19 protein-coding genes are annotated in these 19,442 nt (G+C 72.6%); 5 read left to right on the top strand and 14 right to left on the bottom strand.

The window, feature by feature from the left end:
* Positions 1-98: 98 nt before the first annotated feature.
* Complete coding sequence (locus AB0E62_RS28720; RefSeq protein WP_362199945.1) at positions 99-1,472, bottom strand: deoxyribodipyrimidine photo-lyase; 1,374 nt, start codon at positions 1,470-1,472, stop codon at positions 99-101.
* A 709-nt stretch (positions 1,473-2,181) separates the two neighbouring features.
* Here AB0E62_RS28720 and AB0E62_RS28715 point away from each other — a divergent pair.
* Complete coding sequence (locus tag AB0E62_RS28715) at positions 2,182-3,501, top strand: glycoside hydrolase family 3 N-terminal domain-containing protein (protein ID WP_362199942.1); 1,320 nt, start codon at positions 2,182-2,184, stop codon at positions 3,499-3,501.
* Positions 3,502-3,669: 168 nt separating this feature from the next.
* Here the strand turns inward: AB0E62_RS28715 and AB0E62_RS28710 are convergent, their stop codons facing one another.
* On the bottom strand, positions 3,670-4,563 hold the full coding sequence (locus AB0E62_RS28710) for an endonuclease/exonuclease/phosphatase family protein (RefSeq protein WP_362199939.1): 894 nt from the start codon (positions 4,561-4,563) through the stop codon (positions 3,670-3,672).
* 290 nt (positions 4,564-4,853) lie between these two features.
* Here AB0E62_RS28710 and AB0E62_RS28705 point away from each other — a divergent pair, with 290 nt between their 5' ends.
* From AB0E62_RS28705 to AB0E62_RS28695, 3 genes are all read left to right on the top strand, one after another.
* Complete coding sequence (locus tag AB0E62_RS28705) at positions 4,854-6,230, top strand: MBL fold metallo-hydrolase (RefSeq protein WP_362199936.1); 1,377 nt, start codon at positions 4,854-4,856, stop codon at positions 6,228-6,230.
* Between the two features lie 246 nt (positions 6,231-6,476).
* Positions 6,477-6,632, top strand: a complete 156-nt coding sequence (locus tag AB0E62_RS28700) for a hypothetical protein (protein WP_362199933.1) — start codon at positions 6,477-6,479, stop codon at positions 6,630-6,632.
* Positions 6,629-7,381, top strand: coding sequence for a sulfite exporter TauE/SafE family protein (locus AB0E62_RS28695; RefSeq protein WP_362199930.1), 753 nt, complete (start codon positions 6,629-6,631; stop codon positions 7,379-7,381). The genes AB0E62_RS28700 and AB0E62_RS28695 overlap by 4 nt, the downstream gene beginning before the upstream one ends.
* 55 nt (positions 7,382-7,436) lie before the next feature.
* Here the strand turns inward: AB0E62_RS28695 and AB0E62_RS28690 are convergent, their stop codons facing one another.
* Positions 7,437-7,718: a metal-sensitive transcriptional regulator gene (locus AB0E62_RS28690; RefSeq protein ID WP_010358257.1), complete on the bottom strand. Its 282-nt coding sequence runs from the start codon at positions 7,716-7,718 to the stop codon at positions 7,437-7,439.
* Positions 7,719-7,795: 77 nt separating this feature from the next.
* On the opposite strand from AB0E62_RS28690, the gene AB0E62_RS28685 reads away from it, so the two are divergent.
* Entirely contained in the window at positions 7,796-8,362 is a 567-nt protein-coding gene (locus AB0E62_RS28685; protein WP_362199927.1) for a rhodanese-like domain-containing protein, read from the top strand.
* A gap of 93 nt (positions 8,363-8,455) precedes the next feature.
* Here AB0E62_RS28685 and AB0E62_RS28680 read toward each other — a convergent pair whose 3' ends face one another.
* From AB0E62_RS28680 to AB0E62_RS28630, 11 genes are all read right to left on the bottom strand, one after another.
* Positions 8,456-9,334, bottom strand: a complete 879-nt coding sequence (locus AB0E62_RS28680; RefSeq protein ID WP_362199925.1) for a hypothetical protein — start codon at positions 9,332-9,334, stop codon at positions 8,456-8,458.
* Positions 9,335-9,468: 134 nt separating this feature from the next.
* Positions 9,469-9,891, bottom strand: coding sequence for a peptidase inhibitor family I36 protein (locus AB0E62_RS28675; RefSeq protein ID WP_362199922.1), 423 nt, complete (start codon positions 9,889-9,891; stop codon positions 9,469-9,471).
* Positions 9,892-10,367: 476 nt separating this feature from the next.
* A complete protein-coding gene (locus AB0E62_RS28670; protein ID WP_362199919.1) occupies positions 10,368-10,718 on the bottom strand; it encodes a hypothetical protein in 351 nt (116 codons plus the stop codon).
* A gap of 51 nt (positions 10,719-10,769) precedes the next feature.
* Positions 10,770-11,474, bottom strand: a complete 705-nt coding sequence (locus AB0E62_RS28665) for a hypothetical protein (protein WP_362199916.1) — start codon at positions 11,472-11,474, stop codon at positions 10,770-10,772.
* A gap of 548 nt (positions 11,475-12,022) precedes the next feature.
* Positions 12,023-13,291, bottom strand: coding sequence for a vanadium-dependent haloperoxidase (locus AB0E62_RS28660; protein ID WP_362199913.1), 1,269 nt, complete (start codon positions 13,289-13,291; stop codon positions 12,023-12,025).
* A gap of 310 nt (positions 13,292-13,601) precedes the next feature.
* Positions 13,602-14,399: an alpha-L-glutamate ligase gene (locus AB0E62_RS28655; RefSeq protein WP_362199911.1), complete on the bottom strand. Its 798-nt coding sequence runs from the start codon at positions 14,397-14,399 to the stop codon at positions 13,602-13,604.
* Positions 14,396-15,337: a hypothetical protein gene (locus AB0E62_RS28650; RefSeq protein WP_362199908.1), complete on the bottom strand. Its 942-nt coding sequence runs from the start codon at positions 15,335-15,337 to the stop codon at positions 14,396-14,398. The genes AB0E62_RS28655 and AB0E62_RS28650 overlap by 4 nt, the downstream gene beginning before the upstream one ends.
* Before the next feature lie 254 nt (positions 15,338-15,591).
* Positions 15,592-17,196, bottom strand: a complete 1,605-nt coding sequence (locus tag AB0E62_RS28645; RefSeq protein WP_362199905.1) for an amidase family protein — start codon at positions 17,194-17,196, stop codon at positions 15,592-15,594.
* Between the two features lie 218 nt (positions 17,197-17,414).
* Positions 17,415-17,711 (bottom strand): hypothetical protein, encoded by a 297-nt coding sequence (locus AB0E62_RS28640; protein WP_362199903.1) that lies wholly within the window; start codon positions 17,709-17,711, stop codon positions 17,415-17,417.
* Positions 17,712-17,901: 190 nt separating this feature from the next.
* Positions 17,902-18,183 carry a hypothetical protein gene (locus AB0E62_RS28635; protein WP_362199900.1) on the bottom strand — a complete coding sequence of 94 codons (282 nt, stop codon included), beginning with the start codon at positions 18,181-18,183 and terminating at the stop codon, positions 17,902-17,904.
* A 99-nt stretch (positions 18,184-18,282) separates the two neighbouring features.
* Positions 18,283-19,353 carry a glycoside hydrolase family 43 protein gene (locus tag AB0E62_RS28630; RefSeq protein ID WP_362199897.1) on the bottom strand — a complete coding sequence of 357 codons (1,071 nt, stop codon included), beginning with the start codon at positions 19,351-19,353 and terminating at the stop codon, positions 18,283-18,285.
* Positions 19,354-19,442: the final 89 nt, after the last annotated feature.

The following is a 19,442-nucleotide window of genomic DNA, read 5'->3' as shown; positions in this document are numbered from 1 at the left end:
CGCCGGTGGTCTGCGGCCCGCGTGCCGGGCATCGTGCCAGGTGCCCGGCGGGGCCGGGAGATCCGCGCGCCAGGTACCGGACGGCCCGCGCACCCTCCTCACTCCTGCCCCCGGGCCCGTCTGAAGCGCTCCAGGCCCTCCGCCAGCGACACCATCGGCTCGGGGTAACCGGTCCGGGCGCGCTCCCCGGCCGCGAGCTTCCACGGTTCGTGCACGGCACCGCCCTCCACTTCCGCCAGTTCCTCCACCCAACGCCGCACATAGGTCCCGTCCGGGTCGAACCGCTTGCCCTGGGCCACGGGGTTGAGGACCCGATTGGGCCGGGTATCGGTGCCCGTACCGGCCACCCACTGCCAGTTCAACTGGTTGTTCGCCACGTCACCGTCGACCAGCAGGTCCAGGAAGTGCCGGGCGCCCACCCGCCAGTCGACGTACAGCGTCTTGGTCAGGAAACTCGCCGCGAGCAGCCGGCCCCGGTTGTGCATCCAGCCCTCGTGGCGAAGCTGCCGCATCGCCGCGTCCACCAGGGGGTAGCCCGTGCGGCCCCGGCGCCACGTCTCGGCGTCCGCCTCCGCGTCCCGGCCGCCGCGCCACCGGTCGTGCCGGGTGCGGTAGTCGCGCGTTGCGGTCTCGGGACGGGCGGCGAGCAGCTGACGGTTGAAGTCCCGCCAGGCGATCTGCCGGACGAACGCCTCCGCGCCCGCTCCGCCGGCCTCGCGGGCCCGGTGGACCACCTCGACCGGTGACAGCGTGCCGAAGTGCAGGTGGGGGGAGAGCCGGGAGGTGGCGTCGCCCGCGAGGTCGTCGTGCCGGTCCTCGTAGGTGTGCACGCCGGAACGCAGCCAAACGGCGAGCCTGCGCCGTCCCTCCGTCTCACCCCCCGCGCACAACCCTGGCGCCACACCGCTCACGTCGCGGCGCTCCGGCAGCGGGGCGGAGCCCACCTGCTCCGGCACGCTGACCATGCGCGGTGCGTCCAGCACGTCCCGCAGACCCTGCACGCACCAGCGCCGGTAGTACGGCGTGAACACCGCGAAGTGGTCGGAGGCGGCCGGTGTCACCGCGCCCGGCGCGACGGCGGTGCTCACCGTCTCGTGCACGTGCAGGCGCCGCCCGGCGGCCTCCAACGCCCTGCGCAGCCGTCGTTCGCGCACGTGGGCGAAGGTGCTCACATCAGCGGACATGTGTACCTCGCCCGCATCCGCCTCCTCGGCCACCCGGCACACCTCCCTGACCGTGTCGCCCTCGCGCAGCACCAGCCGGCCGCCCCGTTCCCGCAGTTCCGTGTCCAGGTCACGCAGGCAGTCGGCGAGGAACGCGAGCCGGTTCGGCACGGCGAAACGCGCTCTGTCCACGGCTGGGTCACGTACGAACAGCGGCACCACCCGCCCTCCGCCCTTCAGGGCCGCAGTCAGCGGCGGGTGATCCGACAGGCGCAGATCACAGGTGAACACGACGACGCTGCTCTGCATGGGGCTCGCTTCCGTTCACGATGAGGTCACTCCGGGATGATTCCGCCCGGTCACCGGTGCCGGATGCGGCATGCCGTCGCCGGTCCCCCGTTCGGGCGCCGACGCGTCCTCATCCGCGACCGACTGCACCAGGTAGGTACGAGAGCACAGCCATCTGTGCCGTCTGCCGGCCCTGCGAACGGGAAGGCCATGCCCGCCCAAGAGCCGGCGCAGCCGGTCCCCGTGTGCGCCGTGGGCGAAGGCGCGGCCGACGGCTTCCGGCGGGGGTGCCGGTCCGTCGCAGTCTCGCGCACAGGGTGGCGAGGGCGACCGCCTCTCCGGCGGCGTCGGTGGCCGTCTCGGCGACGGCCACGGTGAGGGTGCGGGTTTCCACCGGCTGCCCGGCGGCTGGTCCTACCCGTCGACTTCTGCCTGTCCGACCGGGCCGCCGGGGTCTCCCGGCGCATCGCCGAGGACATCACCGTCCCCACCTGCCACCACCGCGACCCAGACACCGGGTCGGCCGGCCCCGTCGCCCCGGCGGAGTCCGGGACCACCGGAAGCCCGCCTTTCGGCCGGCTCGGAAACAGGGGATGCTGGGACGACGTCGCCCGCGGACGAGCGGACACAAGCGGGCCGGAGCGCATCTCGCGCTTCGCGAGGGCCACCGCGTGCTCATACGGTCGTGAGCGCGCGCCCACCGTCGCGTCTTCCGAAAGGAGATCGGACGATGACTCTCCCGTCGTACCGGGACAGCAGGAGCAAATCGGCACCACGGAGCGGCGCGGCAGCACCCCGGCGGCTGCGCGACCGCGGTACGGCCGTCCGCGGGGCGAGCGCCGCCGCCGTGGCGGCGGCGGTCCTGGCGGCGTGCGGCGCGGGCACCGGTGTCCCGCGGGCGACCCCGCACTCCAGCGGCCCCGGCGTGTCCCTCGCTCCGCCCGCCGCGTCCTCGGCCTCCCGTCCCGGCAAGACGTCCCGTCCGTCGCTCGCCGCGGGCCTCACCGCCGCCGAGACCGCCAAGGCGTGCACCAACAGCTCGAAGCTGGCCGGATGGTCGAACCGCCGGCTGGCGATGCTGACCATCGCCGTCCCCGTGTCGGAGACCTCGGTCTCCGATGCCACCTCCGAGGTGAGCGCCGGCGCGGGCGGGGTGCTGCTGTTCGGCAGCAAGGCGCCCTCCGACCTCGGCACCCGGCTGACCGCCCTGAAGTCCCGGGTGCCCGGCCGGCTCGGTCTGCTGGTGATGACCGACGAGGAGGGCGGCGGCGTCCAGCGGATGGCCAACCTCGTCGGAGACCTGCCCTGGGCCGCGTACATGGGCGCGCACTGGACTCCGGCCCAGATCCAGCAGAACGTCAAGGAGGTCGCCACCCGGATGGCGGCCGCCCAGGTGAACATGAACCTCGCGCCGGTGGTCGACGTCGACGGCAGGAACGTGGCCCCCGGCAAGAGCAACCCCGACGGGTGGCGGTCCTTCAGCGGCAGCACCTCGGTGGTGTCCAAGGCCGGGGTGGCGTACATGAACGGGATGCGCGACGGTGGCGTGATACCCGTCGTCAAGCACTTCCCGGGCATCGGCGGCTCCACCTACAACTCCGACTTCGGCCCCGCCCGCACCCTGCCCTGGTCCACCCTGCGGAAGGTGGCCATCCCGCCGTTCACAGCGGCCATCAAGGCCGGAGCCCCGGCCATCATGGTCGCCAACAACGTCGTGCCGGGCCTGGGTACCAACCCGGCCAGCCTGTCACCCACCGCCATCGGCGAGCTGCGCGGCAGGATGGGCTTCAAGGGGCTGGTGCTCACGGACTCGCTCAGCGCGAAGGCGATCTCCGCGGCCGGCTACGGCGTGCCCGCGGCCGCCGTGCAGGCCCTGCGCTCCGGTGCCGACATGGTCATGTTCGACCTGAAGGGCGACGTCGGCTCCCAGACGTCGGCGATCGCGACGGCGATCACCAACGCGGTGTCCCAGGGGCGCCTCTCCCGCAGCCGCCTCATCGACGCGGCGGGGCACGTCCTGGCCGTCCGGCACGACAACCTCTGCTCCTGAGCGACCGGAGGATCTGGACACGGCCGTGCGGCCACGCCGATCACGTGCGGGCCCGGTGTGCGGCCGGTCCGGCGTCCGGCGTGGCACCGCGCTGTCCGTACGGGGATCGGGAGCGGGGTAATGGCGTAGTCCCCCACGGGGCGTGGGCCGTCCGGTCTCCGGCCGGTCTCAGGTGGTGTCCTGGCCGAGGTCCAGGTCGGTGTGCAGCAGGTGGTGGTCCGAGTACGGGGTCGGGTGCACACGGTGTCCGAGGGGGACGATGCCCCGCAGGAACACGTAGTCGAACTTGCTCTGCCAGTCGGTGGTCGGGGCGCACCCGACGGTGGACGAGGGGCGGCACCTCGGGTCTGTGTCCGTGGCGAGCTTCCACACGGGGGCGAGTTCGGGGGCGTCCGGCACCGCGTTGAAGTCGCCCAGGACGATGGCGCGGTCGTAGCGGGCGACGTCTGCGGCGAGCACGGCGGTCTGGCCTGCCCGGACCGCTTCCTGACGCCGTTGGGCAAGGTGTGTGTTGAAGACGCGGACGGACTGGCCGCCTACCGTGGCGGTCACCGCCATGTACCCACGGTCCTCGGATCCGCCGTCGGGGTACTCCACGCTGACGGGGTCCGTCAGCGGCGCCGCCGACAGGACCGCCTGGCCGTAGGCCCCGGGTTTCCACGGCACTCCCCCGCAGCGGCCCCAGTCCCGCAGAACCGTCCCGTACTCGACGTGGTAGACCAGCCCGTAGAACCTCTCCAGATAGATCCGGATCTTCTCGACGTCGCCCACGCAGGCTTCCTGCAAGCCGATGACCTGGGGCGCGTACGTGGCGATCTCTCTTGCCCGGTCGAGGCCGCCGGCGCCGCACGGGTTGCAGATGTTCCACGTCATGACCCGGCCCGGTACGACGTCCTTGACGGCTCCGGCGGGCAGCGGCCTGGCGAAGAGGGCGCCGGTCGGCGCGCTGGGGCCGACGAGCATCATGCAGGCCACGACCAACGCGCCCGCCAGCATACGCGTGCCTCTGCCGAACACCACCGCCTCCTCGCCCCGGATCACGCTGCCATCCTGCCGGAACATGTCGAGCCAGTATGACCAACTGCGGGTTCGTCAGGCACTGGTGAGCCTGTCGTTCACCTGCCATCGGGGTCGCCATCGACGCCCAGGCGGATGGTGCGTCGTGGGACAGGGACGTTCCCCAGTGGTGCGGAACTGTCGGCCCCGCTATACCCCGCGGGGTACCCGCGGCACGTCAGGCGATGCCTTGAGAGGGGGCGCTCCTCGGCTCCGCGATACCCCCCCGGGTATACCTGTTATGGTGGGAGCCAGATACCCCCGGGGGTACATCACCCGGAAAGGAGTCATGAGCCGTGTTTTTCGTCGACACCCTGGAGTTCGAGGGCCTGGGCAACCGCAGTTACCTGGCCGGCGGACCCAGCGCGGCGGTGGTCATAGATCCGCCGCGGGACATCGACCAGGTCATCGCGGCGGCGGCCCGCCGCGGGGTGCGCATCGCTTTCGTGGCCGAGACCCATGTGCACAACGACTACGTCACCGGCGGTCTGGAGCTGGCCCGCGTCACCGGCGCCCAGTACCTGGTGCCGGCCGGGGCGCACGTCTCGTTCGCCCGCACCCCGGTCGCCGACGGCGACACCGTGACGGTCGACGAGGGGCTGGCGCTGCGCGCGATCGCCACGCCCGGACACACCCCGCACCACACCTCCTACGCACTCACCGAGGGTGGCCGTGGCGTGGCGGCGTTCACCGGCGGGTCGCTGCTCATCGGCACCGTCGGCCGGCCTGACCTGGTCGAACCCCGGCTGACCGAGCAGCTGGCCCGAGCCCAGCACGCCTCCGCCCACCGGCTCGCCCATGAGCTGGACGACGAGGTGCCGGTGCTGCCCACCCACGGCTTCGGAAGCTTCTGCTCCTCCTCCCAGGCCGAGGGGGACGCGACCACGATCGGCAAGGAGCGGGAGACCAACGACGCGCTGACCCTGGACGTGGACACCTTCGTCACCCGGATGCTGGCCGGGCTGGACGACGTACCCGCCTACTACGCGCACATGGGCCCGGCCAACGCCGAGGGTCCCGCGCCGGTCGACCTCACCCCGCCGCGGCACGCGGACGCCGAGGAGATCGCCTCCCGGCTGGCCGCGGGTGAATGGGTCGTGGACCTGCGCAACCGCATGGCCTTCGCCGAGGGGCACGTGGCCGGATCGTTCAACTTCGAGGGCGAGGGCAAGCTCGCCACCTACCTGGCCTGGCTGATCCCGTGGGGCAAGCCCGTCACCCTGCTGGCCGACACCCCGGAGCGGATCGCCGCCGCGCAGCGGGAGCTGTCGCGGGTGGGCATCGACCGCCCGGCCGCCGCCGCCACCGGTGACCCGGCCGGCTGGATCCGTGAGGGCGAGCGGCTGGCCTCCTTCCCCCGTGCCCGCTTCGCCGGCCTCGCCGCGGTCCGTGAGCGCGGCGACGACGTGGTCGTGCTGGACGTACGCCGGGACTCGGAGCGTGCGGGCGGGTACATCGACGGTTCCGTCCACATCCCGATCCACGAGCTGCACCGCCGTATCGACGACGTGCCGGACGGGGTGGTGTGGGTGCACTGCGCCGGCGGGATGCGCGCGGCGACAGCCGCTTCCCTGCTCGACGCCGCCGGCCGCGACGTGGTCGCCGTCGACGACGGCTTCGACGCCGCCACCGAGGCAGGACTGACCCTCGCGCGCCCCGGCCGCACCGACTGACACGCCCCTCCGCGCCACCCGCACGAAAGCGACCGAACGATGTTCTCGCGCATCCACCGCGGCCCCGGCCGCCTCACCCCCCGACCGGCCCACCAGCGGACCGGCAACCGCGCCACCGTCCTGCTGGGGGCACGCGAAGCACCGGAGTGGCACGCCGGGCACGCACCCGGTGTACCGCACCTGCCCCTTTCCCGTCCGGCGGCAGGAGCGTCACGGCCGGGGGCCGCACAGCGCAGGCCAGTGGGCATGATCCGCTGCTCCGGATACCGCTCCCGGCAGGCCGCCGCTCGGCCGGCGGGACGCGGCGTTCAGGCCACGGACGTCACCGGCGGCATGACCGCCCGGGCGCGTGCGGGCCTGCCGTTCCTCGGCCCTGGCGGCAACGACGGCGGCATAGCGTGAGCGCTCTGATCCTGGCCCTGATCGCGGGGGCGGTGGTCGGGCTGGCGCTCGGCGCGCTCGGCGGGGGCGGCAGCGTCCTGGCCGTTCCGGCGCTGATCTACCTGCTCGGCTTCACTCCGGCCGCCGCCACCACCGCCAGCCTGATCATCGTCACCGCCACCTCGCTCACCGCCCTGTACGCCCACGCCCGCACCGGCAACGTCCGCTGGAAAGCCGGCGCCCTGTTCGCCGGGGCCGGACTGCTGCCCGCGGCCGCGGCGGGAGCCGCGGCGTCCCGCCTGCCCCAGCCGGTGCTGACCGCCGCGTTCGGTGCCGTCGCCGCGCTCGCCGCCGTCAGGATGCTGCGCCCCAGCCGCACCGCCACCGGCCCGGCAGCAGCTGAGGCCGGGCCCGCCCGAGCCGTCGGTACCGGCGCCGGGCTGGGCGCGCTGACCGGTCTTCTCGGGGTCGGCGGAGGCTTCCTCGCCGTCCCGGCCCTGGTCACCGTGCTGGCCTTCGAGATGCAGGCCGCCGTAGGCACCAGCCTGCTGGTCATCTCGGCGAACTCGCTGGCTTCCCTGGCCACCCGCGGCGCCACCACCGCCGGCGTCAACTGGGCGGTGGTCAGCCCCTTCGCCGGGGCGGCGATCCTGGGCGCCTGGGACGGCAGACGCCTGGCCGCCAAGGTCACCGGCCCCCTGCTGCAGCGCGCCTTCGCCGGCGTGCTGCTGGCGGTGGCAGCCTTCATGCTAGTCGACGCCCTCACCTGAGGAGTCGGACCGATGACCGGCCCCGCGGGCACCACGACTCAGGCCGGAGACAGGATCAGGCCAGAGACAGGAACAGCTTCTCCAGCCGGGTGCGCATCTGCTCCCGGTCGCCGGAGGCGGCCATGTCCGCGTCGGTGAGGCAGTGCTGCAGACCGGTGGCGATGATCGCGAAACCGGCCTTGTCCAGAGCCCGCGACGCCGCGGCGAGCTGGGTGACGACGTCCTCGCAGTCCCGCCCCTCCTCGATCATCTTGATCACACCGGCGATCTGACCCTGCGCCCGGCGCAGCCGGTTGACCACCGTCTTCAGTTCCTCGGCCGCCATAGCCAGTTCCACGACCCACACTCCTTCGAGATACCCCCTTGGGTATCCTACCGAAGGGGTGGCCCACACCGAGCAAAGGAAAACCTCCCGTGGCATCCACCACCACCCTCACCGTCGACCAAGCCAACGCCCGTCTGCACGAGTTGACCGTCATCGACGTGCGCACCCCCGGCGAGTACGCCTCCGGGCACCTGCCCGGCGCCCACAACATCCCCCTGGACCGCCTCGATGCAGCCCTGCCCGCCCTGAAGACCGCCGCGGGCCGCGGCGACCTCCTCATGGTGTGCGCCTCCGGCGCCCGCTCCGCCCAGGCCTGCCGGCGCCTGGCCGACCAGGGCGTCACCGCCGCCGCACTCACCGGCGGCACCACCGCCTGGGCACAGCTCGGCCACGACATCCACCGCCCGGCCGGCACCCGCACCGTCTGGGCCATGGACCGCCAAGTCCGCCTCGCCGCCGGATCTCTCGTCCTGGCCGGCCTGATAGCCGGACGACGCTGGAACGCGGCCCGCCGGCTCTCCGCGGGCGTCGCCGGCGGCCTGGTCCTCTCCGCCCTCACCGACACCTGCGGCATGGCCAGGCTCCTCGGCAAGCTCCCCTACAACCAGCCCCGGGCCACCGACCTGGACGACACCCTCGCGGCCCTGGCCGGCTGACCTCCTGGCCGGAGGCGGGTGACGTCCTCCCGGAGACGACGCGGTCGGCGGAGACGGGACAGAGTCCTTCTCCGCCGCCCGCCGGCAGTCCGTTCACCGGCCGTTCGATCCCTCTCGCAGCGCTGCCCGGGCCGCACGCAACCAGGTGTCCTTGGCGAGGGCGAGAGCGCGGAACTGGTCGGGCCGCTCCCGAATGAACTCCCGCTGCCACTCGCTCTCCACTTCACTCCATTCCTCCACGAGCCGTGTTCTCTCCTTGCAGCCTACGTCCGCGACGGCGACCGAGATTTCCTGCCGGCTCGGCCGGTCGGTCTCCTGCCATTTCGCATCGGCTGCGGCGTCGATCGGGGAGGCGTAGGAATACCCGGACTTCTTCATGCACGCGCTCCACAGGGACAGAACGTGCCGCACCCGGGAATCCTTGCGCGCGTTGTCGAAGGAGGAAATGGTGAGTTCGTTGAGCACCTCATGCGGTGATGTCGGTACGTCCTTGCGCAGTGCGTCGTGGGCCGTCTTCCAGCATCCCCCCACGGAGTCCGAGGTCCCCGCCCTTCCGAACGCCGCGTCGGCGTCGGCCTGGGTGAGGCGGGCGTTGCGGGCGCCCTCGGCGGTGGTACGGGCGGCGACGCCGGGCGGGGCGGGGGGCTGGTGATAGCCGTACCGGGTCGCCACGGCCGCCTCGATCACCCCGTACCTCGTACGGTTCGGAGGGTCGTCGTCGGTGGCGGCGGGCAGGGGCGTCCAGGACCGGCCCCGCGTGTGCATGCAGGTCACCATGAGCGCGTCCTCGGCGGCCTGCACGGTCGCCAGGTCGCCGGGGGTCAGTTCGTACCGGTCGTAGGGCAGGAGGAGGGCGCGGGCCCGGTCGGTGGCGGCGAGGCCGCCGGGAGAGGGGGTGCCGCTCGGATGTGCGGGGGGCGTGGGATGTACCGCTTCCGCGGAGCACCCGGCGAGGCCGCCGGACATGGCCACTGCCGCAACGTACACGCCAAGGGCACGAACACGGATGTGCCGGGAGTCGAGCATGGTGTTCACCTCGGACAACTCGGGCCGCGGTGTGGCCGGTCCGGGTGCGCGGCCCGGAGGCCGCGCACCGGAACGCGGCATCAGCGGCGGAACTTGACGCAGCTCAGCCGGTTGTCCTTGATCGCGTCGTTGCTGAGCTTCCCGTCCTGGGTCCCGGGATAGGACGTGGTGTGGGCCCCCGTGCAGCCGACGTTCTGCCACAGGTCGACGTACTTGTTCGTGTAGTTCCTCACCGAACTGGTCCGGTTGTCGACCCGCTTGCCGTTGTCGAAGTGGTTGTTCCGCAGGTCCCTGTCCGTCTGGCGCAGCCCGGCCCAGCCGCCCTTCTTGTTCTTGTTGAAGTTGGTGTTCTCGTACAGGTGGAACGTGCCGGACTGAATGTGGACCTGTCCCTCCGGGGTGCCGGCGGGCGAGCCCGCGGCAATCGCCGACGGAACGAGCAACGTGCCCATTCCGAGCACGGCGGCACCGGTGACGAAAGCGGCCTTCTTGGTGAGACGCATTTTCTTTTCCCCCAGTTTTCTCGGGTTGCACTGCGCGTACTGGATTGCGCTGTCGACTGTGACAGAGGGAACAGGAGCCCTGCGTCCCGCACGAGTTGGAGCCGCGGGTAAACCTTGGCGGTAGGTAAATGTGGCGTACGCCTCAGGTTGCAGTGCACCGCGGAAAGCCTCCGCCGACTCGAAGGCACGGGGCAGAGGACTGGCGCCGACGACCAGCAGGAGTGGCCCGGGAGCCGGTGGTGGTGCTTGCCGGAGCAGTTCCGCCGGTCGGTCTTCCCGGTGCGGCTCTGGGTGGGGACAAGGGTGCCGTCGATCAGGACCACTCCCCCGCCGTGCTCGGCGACCTTCTTCGGTGCGCGGTCCAGGCGCGGTGCCCGCGCGGCGAGCAGGGCGATCAGTTCGTCGCGCCGGCGGCGGACGGTGGACTCGGAGACGTTGTTGCCGCCGCGTGCTACTCGGGGCGGTAGCGTCCCTGATCACAGGCGGGTGGTGAAGCGTCCGTCGGACCGTTTGCGCAGCCAGCCGCGACCAACGAGTCTGACCCGCCTCCCCCGCAGCGGTTCCCGCTTGGCCCGCTGGGTGACGTCGGATCCCGGCATCTCGCCGACTTGCCGGGCCATGACCGGCCCGGCGGCCTGCCGCACGCCAGCGAGAATGCGCCGGCGGTCCGGCGGGAGCACGGTCTCCTCCACATCCGGCCTGCGGTGCGGGCTCAGCGTCACCGCACGGCCGGCCCACTTGCCCGGGCGCTGCTCGCTCGACCCCTCAACGACACGTTCGGCGCCGGCGAGTTCGCCCTGCTCGGCCCGCACCGCGGCCGACTGCATGGCCGGCTGTCCTTCGAGTTCATCGAGTTCCGCGCGCCGCGCCGCGGAGAGTCACGTCAGTCGGGGCGGCTGTTCGGCCGCTGGTGTCGGGTGCTCATGGCATGGAAGACCTTCTTCGTCCGGGATCGCTCCTTGCGGTGGCTGCCAGGCCATTCCGCCCAGGTCACCCGCGCCCCGGTAGGCGCACGTGCCGTACTCGGTGACAGCGACAGGCTTGCCGTGCGAGAGGGCCTCGCGCAGGTGGATGCGGAAGGTGTCGGCGTTCCGCGCGGTTCGGTAGGCGTCAAAGCCCACCAGGTCGAACGGGCCCCAGTCGACGGGCTCCCAGGGGCCGGACGCGTAGGTGATCCTCCCGCCGAAGTGGGCGCGGACGGTCGTCGCGGCCTGGGCAAGGAAGATGTTGAGGCGTTCGGGAACGGGCCCGAGTGAGGTCCACCATTGGATGTCGGCGGTGGCCGTGGCGTGGAGGCGGTCGAGGTATGTGTCGCCGGGCAGGAAGCCGTGGGCGAAGGCGCTGAGCTCGCAGCCGGCGACGAGCACCACCTGGGCGCCGTCCTGTCGCAGGGCCTCGGCGCGCTGCGCGCAGTCGGCGAAGAACGGCAGGATCCGCCCCGGGGGAAGATCGGCCGGGAACGGGGAGAACCACACTTCGAGGCCGGCGTCGGCTGCATGCCGGGCTGCGCTGCTCAGCCGCTCGGCGTCGCCGCCGGAGAGGCGCACGGCGTCGCAGTGCAGGTTGTCGGCGATCAGGGCCATCCGGAACTGCTGGTTCTGCTGAGGGAGAGGGATCCTGGTGTGCCGGACCGTCAATGCGCCGGGAGCCCTCAGCCTCCTCATGGTGGGCGGGTCCGGACGGCCGGCACATGGGGCAGGCGCCCGCGCGGTCTCGCGGAGGCGGACGCGTGTGCCCGTGTCCAGGTGAACGGCGCGGCCGGTCCGCGTCCACCGGTCGACCGCGCGGGGCGCACGCGCGGTCGATGACGGCGCCTGCACAGCGCGATCACACAGCTCGGCGGAGGGGCGCGGCCGGCCGCGCCCCGTCCGCCGTGCGCTCACATCCGGTCGTCCGGCCTTGCGTCGGACGGCACGCCGGTGCCGGGGACGGGACGGGACCGACGGACCCCGGCGCGGTACGGGCAGTTTTCCCACGCCGAGCACCGCGGACGGCGGGGCCACCCGCCCTTCTCGGAGGACACCGGCCGAACGGGCCGGTACGACGCGCGGACGGTCCGGAAGGACGACGTGGGACCTCCTCGTACGGGCCCGGCCCGGCGCTCAGGGGTGCCCCCGGCTCCGCCGTCCGCTCACAGGTCGCCGAACAGTCGTCCCGCGTTCCGCAGCGCGTGCGCCGCGACGTGTTCGCCCAGGACGACCCCCGCCTCGTCGGCGGAGCGGGTGTGGATGCCGGAGTACACCCGGGCGTCCACGTTGTCCCGGGTGAGCCGGCTCCAGGCCGTGTAGGTGCGGATGACGCCGGGGGCGGTGGGGCTGGTCAGCTCGAAGGGTGCCGTGCTCGGCCCGGTGAGCGCGGTCAGGACGGTCTCGGCCGCACCGGCGTAGGTGCCGTGGCCGCTGGGGTAGTCGGGGTGCGCCGGTGTGATGTGCAGGGGGGTCCATGTGGGGTCGGGGTCGATGTCGCCCGTGCGGATCGCGGTGACCGGGCGCCAGCGCAGGTAGGCGTACTTGCTGTCGGACGTGGCGATCTGCGTGTCCACCAGGGAGACGTGGAACAGCGCGACCAGCCGGGCCTGCCCGGCGGCCGACCGCTGCGACCGGGCCAGAGCGATGCGCAGGGGCTCCGTGTACAGCGTCAGTGAGGAGCCGAACCAGAAGGTGGCCGTCTCGGTCTGCCGCGGGGTGCGGACGGTGCTGTTCGCGGCTCCGTACGCGCGGACCTCGGCGAGATCAGCGCGGTAGCGCTCGGAGGTGAGGGCGGGCGGTGCGGGCAGCCGGTACTGGTCGGCGCGCTCGAGGAGGAAGGGGCGGGCGAGCCGGTTGCCGTACTGCGTGGCCGGGGCGTAGGCGGGCGGTGTCGGCTGCCATACGCCGGGCGCGGCCCGTGGCGTGGTGAACGGCGCGTCCACGGAGGCGGGGTCGAGGCCGTCGTCCTTCCGGGAGGCGAGCACCAGCCGGGCCTCGCGGGCCCCGGCCGCGACGCCCTTGGTCTCGGCGGCGCCGTCCGGGACGCGCTCCAGCGTCGTCGCCAGTGCGGCGTCCAACTGCGGGGCGCGGGCGGGGATCAGGGCGACCAGGCTGTCGTGGACGGCGGAGGCGAGGGCGGCCTCCTGGAAGTCCGTCCGGTCCACACCGGGCGGCACGGTGCGGGTGGCGCGCGCCGCCGCGAGCCAACTGACGGCCCAGGTACGGCTGTTGGTGATCTGAGTCGGGGCCCCGGCGGCGGCTATGGATGCGGCCGTGGTGTCGTACCAGTCGAGCGCCACCGATGGGCGGGGGCCCGGTCCTTGGGCGGCGGCCGTCGTGACGGTCGCCGCAGCGGTCAGGACCGCGGCGCATGCTCCTACGAGGACGGTGCGGGTGTGACGGGTGACGCGCCGGTTTCTGAGCGGGTTCACGGAAGTCCTCCCTCGCGGACTGACTGTTGCGGGTGAATGCTGCGGACGAGCACGGATGCGGACGCACAGGGGGCGACGAGTCGGTGTCCATACGGAGGGCACCGCGCGTGTTCTCGCCCGAGGTCACCTACACGGCGAGGCAGCCACAGGCATCAGAGCGACGGCACGTCGCGTGGTGAGCCGCTGGGAAACCCGCATGCCGGGCACGCTGACCACCCCCTGGCTCAGAGCCAACCACGCCGGGGCGGCCGGCCCGGCGGGCGCAACACCCTCTTCGCCGAGCCGACATACGCCCGTCATACCGCTCGGGTCAGGCGTCGCTGCCGGCGGTCGCCAGCGTCAGGGCCGCCAGTGCCTCCGGAGCCCCGGGCTGGCCCCGGACACCGGGGAAGGCGTTGATGTCCACGATCAGCGGGGTGCCGTCGCCGCTGTCGATGAGGTCCACGCCGTACACGTCCAGGGCGAAGACCTCACCGACCCGGTGCGCAAGAGCGGACCAGCCGGCCGGCAGGCCGCCGGGGTCGAGGGGCTGTGCGGGACCGTGCTCCCCGGGTGCCAGTTCGGAGCGGCGCAGGGCGGCGAAAAGCCGGTCCCCGATGACCCACAGCTTGTGGTCCCAGCCGCTGTTGGGCACGAACTCCTGGACGACCACGGGCTCCTGCGGGAACGCAGCGGCGGCCTCCCGCAGGCCCGTCCCCTCGTCGAGGCGGATCACCAGGTCGTTCTTACGGCTGTGCCGGCTCTTGACCACCACCGGCCAGGACGGCTCCGCTCCCGCGGCCAACCGGGCGAGACTCGGCCAGGTGCGGGTGGCCACGAACGGGAGCCCCGCCCGTCGGGCCCGCTCCGCCATCACCGTGCGGTCCTGGCACATGGCGGTCGCGGCGGCCGAGTTCAGCACGGGGGCGCCGCGCCGCTCCAGGGCGTGGGCCAGGGACAGTGCGCGCGGCGTACGCGCCTTGAGCAAGTAGACATCGGCGAGCGGCTCCCTGGCGTCCGGCCGCGCCTCCGGGTCCAGGGTCTCCACCCGGTGCTCGGGGGTGAGCAGGGCGGTGGTGCCGGCCAGCAGTTCGTGACCGGGGTCGCGGGTGATCAGGCCGATCCTCATACGGTCTTGCCCACCGCCACGGGCGGCTGCGCCGGGCCGGGGCGCACCGTCCGGGGGTCGTCGACGGCGTTCCCGCGCCGTTCCGGCAGACGGAGCAGGGGTGCCCCGGTGGTGTGGTGCCCGCGGCCGGTGCCGGCCGCCAGCGCGAGAACCGCCCGGGCCACGCGTGCCGGCGCGTCGGGCACCTGACGGAAGCTGGGGAAGTCGTTCACGTCGACGACCACAGGGCCGTCCGGTCCCAGCACCACGTCGATGCCGTAGAGGTCGAGGCCGTAGACCACACCGACCCTGGCGGCTATCGCGGCCACTTCGGCCGGCAGCGGCACACGGCGTTCCCGCACCGGGTGCTCGGGGTGGAGCGGGGAGCGGCGCTCGGTCGCGTACAGTTTCCCGCCGACGCTGTAGACCTTGATGTCGACACCCGAGTTGGCGACATAGGGCTGGGCGATGAGCATGGCCTCGTCCGCCAGTGCGCGGACCGTCCCCGCGAGCCGGTCCCGTGAGGTCACCAGGTGCACGGCCCTCCCCGAGCTTCCGTCGGCGGGCTTGACGACGATCGGGTACTGCGAGGCCGGTATCTCGGCGAGCAGTTCGGGCCGCGCCGCCGCGTAGGTGGGTGGCAGGGGGAGCCCGTGGCTGCGGCCGATCGCCGCGGCGAGCGCCTTGTCCCGCACGCTCCGTATCGACCGGGCGTCGTTGACCGTCGTCACTCCGGCCGCGGCAGCGGCCTCGAGCAGGGTGAGGCCGGGGCCGCCGGAGACGGTCTTCAGCACCCACGCGTCATGGGTGCCCGCCTTCAGTGTCTCCGTCATGCACAGCAGGGATCCCCCCGGTCGCACCACGTCCACCTGGTGGCCCCATGAGGTGAGTTGTCGGATCACCTCGACCGGCATGCCGTCGTGACGGTACTGCTCCTCCACCAGAAAGCAGAGTCTCATTTCGCTCTTCCCCGGCCCCCCGGACGCCCACCCTCATCGTCCGGCATCCTGCGTGTGTGACGTGCTACGACGTCACAGGATGTCATGGACCGCGGCGTGCCCAGGGGGTGGCCGGGAACGGGCCGCCGGACCCGAGGGCCCGGGTGGATCCGGGGACACGTCCCGAGCGGGGTACGCACGGCGATCGGGTGCGCGCCCGTGGAACCGGTACGGCGGCGGGCCGGCCGCGCGCGGGGCGGCCGGCGCCGGCCGTTTCACCGCGCGGTGCCGGATGGCACGGAGGGCAGGTACCGTGGCGCCCGCCAGGCGGCCAGTCGCCGCTCCACCAGCGCTCCGAGAGACAGGAGTTCGGCGTCCTGGCGGTCACCGGCCATCAGGAGCAGGCCGACGGGCAACTCGCCCACGGAGCCCGCCGGTACGGACAACGACGGGTATCCGCCGACGGCGGCCGGCGTGGAGGACGGGATGACGTCGTTGTCGCCACGGGCGCAGTCGGTCGTCCACGCCGGCGGATTCGTCGGGGAGGCGATGGCGTCCAGGTCGTGGGCGGCCAGGGTCTCGTCGATGGACCTGCGGGAGAGATCCTTCAGTTCCGCCCGCATGGCCCGGTACCGCGGGTCGGTGGTCGAAGGCGCGCTCAACGCCTGCTCGAACAGTTCCTGGCCCGCGAAACAGGTTCGCTCGGCCGGATGCGTACGGTTGAACTCGACCAGCGCGGCGAGGTTCCGCGGCCCGCTGCGGGTGGCCAGGTAGGCGTCGATGTCCCGGTGGAACTCGCTGAGCAGCGCGGGGAATTCGAGTGCGGCGAGCCGCTCCTGATAGGGCAGGGTCACGTCGACGACTTGTGCGCCGGCGCCGCGCAGCCGGTCCGCGGCGCGCGTCATCACGGCGTCCACTTCCGGACCGAGCGACGGCAGGCGCCACAGCCCGATCCGTTTGCCGCGCAGACCGCCGGGGTGCATCGCCGCGTCCGTGAGGCCCGGGCCGCCGGCGCGCACGGTGTCGCGACCGCTGAGCACGGAGAGGGTGAGCACGGCATCCGTCACGTTGCGCGCCATCGGCCCGGCGGTGTCCTGCTCGGCGGAGATCGGGACGACACCCGACCGGCTGACCACTCCCAGGCTGGGCTTGTGGCCGACGACCCCGTTCATCCCGGCCGGGCACACGATGGAGCCGTCCGTCTCGGTGCCGATCGCCACCTGCGCCAAGGACGCGGCGAGCGCGGCGGCCGAACCGGACGAGGAACCGCACGGATTGCGGTCCAGGACGTACGGGTTGTTCGTCTGTCCGCCCATCGCCGACCACCCCGATGTCGGCTTCGCCGCGCGGAAGTTGGCCCACTCCGACAGGTTGGCCTTGCCCAGGATCACCGCACCTGCCGCCCGGAGCCTGCCGACCAGCACCGCGTCCGCGTCCGGGGGACGTACGGCCAGGGCGAACGACCCGGCCGTCGTCGGCATGTCGCGCGTGTTCACGTTGTCCTTGAGAAGCACGGGGATGCCGTCGAGCGGGCCGCGGACCGTCCCCCGACGATGCCTGGCGTCGCTGGCGGCCGCCTGGCGCAGGGCCGTCGGGCTGGTACGCAGCACCGCGTGCAGCTTCGGGTCGATGGCCTCGATCCGTCGCAGGTACGCCCGTGTCAGCGCCGACGACGTGAGCGACCCGCGTGCCATGCGCCTCTGCAACTCCGGGATCGTCACCGTGTCGAGGTCCAGACCGGCCACCGGGGACGAACCGGCCCGCTGCGCCAAACCGGTCGTACCGTCGGCGGCGGCCTCTGCCCGCTGACCGGGCGCGCCCGCCAGGAGGGGCGCCACGAGCAGGGCCGCGGCAAGTGCCGTCACGCTTCTTCTCTTCATGGCCGCACAGCCCACTACACGGAGCCGTCCGGCACAAGAGCGCCCACCTCCGGTCCGTGCCCGCCGGGCCTGCTCAGCGACGAGGGAGCCGACGCTCGTCGAGGGGGCCTGCTTGCTGCCTTCCTGCTCCGGTGGCGAGCGCTCCGGTCGTGAGGATCCGGTGCTTGGTGTGCAGCTCCTCCACAACCGGCTCAGTCCCGCCGTGGGCGGGTCCGGCGTCAGGGTGTGTCACCGGAGTAGTAGAGGCGGCACGTGATGCCGGGTCCCTGTGCGCGGGGTTCGCCGGGGCGGGGGTCGTACAGGGCGCGGCCACCGGGCCATCGCCCGAGTTCGGTGGGCAGGGCGACGCCGTCGTCGACTTCGCCGGTCCGCCAGCCGTGGATGTCCAGCAGCAGGCCGTCCAGCGGCCCGCCGACCAGTTCGGCGTAGGTCCGGTGCGGGAGCGGACCGGGGTTGGGCTCGTCATGGTCGTGACCGTAGACGCGACCGTTCAGCAGCTGCTCGTCTCCGTTCATACGGCCAGCGTGCCAGCCGCCACCGACAACCGGTCAGGGGGCAGCAGGAAACAGGTGGGCTGCGGTAGGTGTCGTGTCGCTCCAGCTTGCGCTGCGGCCCCTGCCGGTTCCCCCGACCGCACTCGGGTGCGTGACTCGCTGCGCGGCCCGGGCCTGCGTGGCCACCCCTCGGGCGACCCCGTGGAACCCATCACTGCACGTCGCGAACCGCGAACAGTTCGACCGCGGCCCCGGAGGCATCCAACAGCGGTGCGGCCGCGGAACGCCGTGGGTCCGCCCGGTAAGCAGCGAGGTCCTCGTCGCCGGGAAAGGTGATGAGGTGGGCCTCGACCCGATCGTCCGGAGTGCGCAGTCGTCGCTCGAGACGCCCGCCGTACTCGGCGAGGAGGGGCAGCACGACGCTTTCGTACGCGTCGAAGGCCTCCGATCCTCCTTCAGGCAGCCGCGCGAGCATCAAGTATGTGACGGCCATGGCTTCCCCACCGCGGATCAGAAGACGGTTGCCCTGTGAGCCTAGCCGGTCTGCCCGCCCTGGACGCCGCCCCGGTGACCAGCCTGTTCGCGCGACCTCTTACTCGAAGAACTTCAGGCTCCAGCCGGTGTCGGCGTTCGGGCCGGGGACATTGGCGCGACGGTAGGTGGTGTCGCCCCACCAGCAGAAGGTGCCGGTGTACCAGTACCGGTTCGCCCAGGAGTACGGGGTGCCCTTGGGTACCGCGTGGAACATCAGCGGGAACCGGGGGCCGGCCGGGGGACTCGTACCGATGTCGCCGTCCAGCAGGACGAAGCTGTGGTGCCCGGGGCCGTCGACGTACAGCGTCGGGTCCCACCCGGACATCATCGTCTCCCGGTGCGAGCCGAACAGGCAGCCGTTGGACTTGTACCAGTCCCAGACGTACGTCGGGTCTCCGCCGGCCCGCAGTCTCAGGTCGGCGAGGCAGTACTGGTCGCTCCAGCTCCCATTGGCCGAGTACACGATGTGCAGTTGTCCGTTCGGGTCCTTGATGGCCTCGGGGCCCTCGTTGATGTACGGGTTGCCGACCACCCGCTCCCAGGCCTCGCGGGGCTGGGAGATGATGTACCGGCCGCCGGCCGGCGTGGTCGGGCCGCTCATCCGGGCGATGTAGAGGTTCTGTTCGACGTCGGTGTCCCCGGCCCAGCCCGACCAGACGAACCAGCGCTGTCCGGCGAAGGCGAACAGCGTGCCGTCTATGGCCCACTTGTCGTCGGGCAGCGCCAGACGGGTCTCCGCCGTGTACCCGCTGTCCGGGGAGGCCGAGCTGATGACGTACATACGGTGAGCGGCTCCGCGGCCCGCCGAGAAGTAGATGTAGTACCGGCCGCTGTCCCTCACGATCTCGGGGGCCCAGATCTCGCCGAGGGCACGGGTGTCCGACCAGACCTGACGGGCCGGTGCCGAGGCCAGCGCTGACGTCGACGGTGCCAGTCGCACGGCGATGCCGCCGCCGGTCGACTGGACCGCGACGTAGGTGTCCCCGACGCGCAGCACACTCGGGTCGGCGGCGCGCAGGTCCGTCCGCTCCGCCCGCGCGGGCGCGGCGGACGTCACGGACAGCACGGCCGCGAGCAGGCCGGCGAGCAGGAGGGCACCGGCACTGAAGAGACGGCGGGACGGCTTCATGACCGCGTTCCGTTCTTGGTTTCCGCATCCGTGGAAAGGGTGATGCCAGCATCCGGAATTGTATCGGACATGTCAATGTCGTCCGTTCG

It is taken from the genome of Streptomyces sp. NPDC038707 (genome assembly GCF_040636485.1).
In the GTDB taxonomy this organism is placed as follows: domain Bacteria; phylum Actinomycetota; class Actinomycetes; order Streptomycetales; family Streptomycetaceae; genus Streptomyces.
The sequence above is the reverse complement of the archived record's forward strand: the minus strand, read 5'-3'. Positions and strand labels throughout refer to the sequence as shown.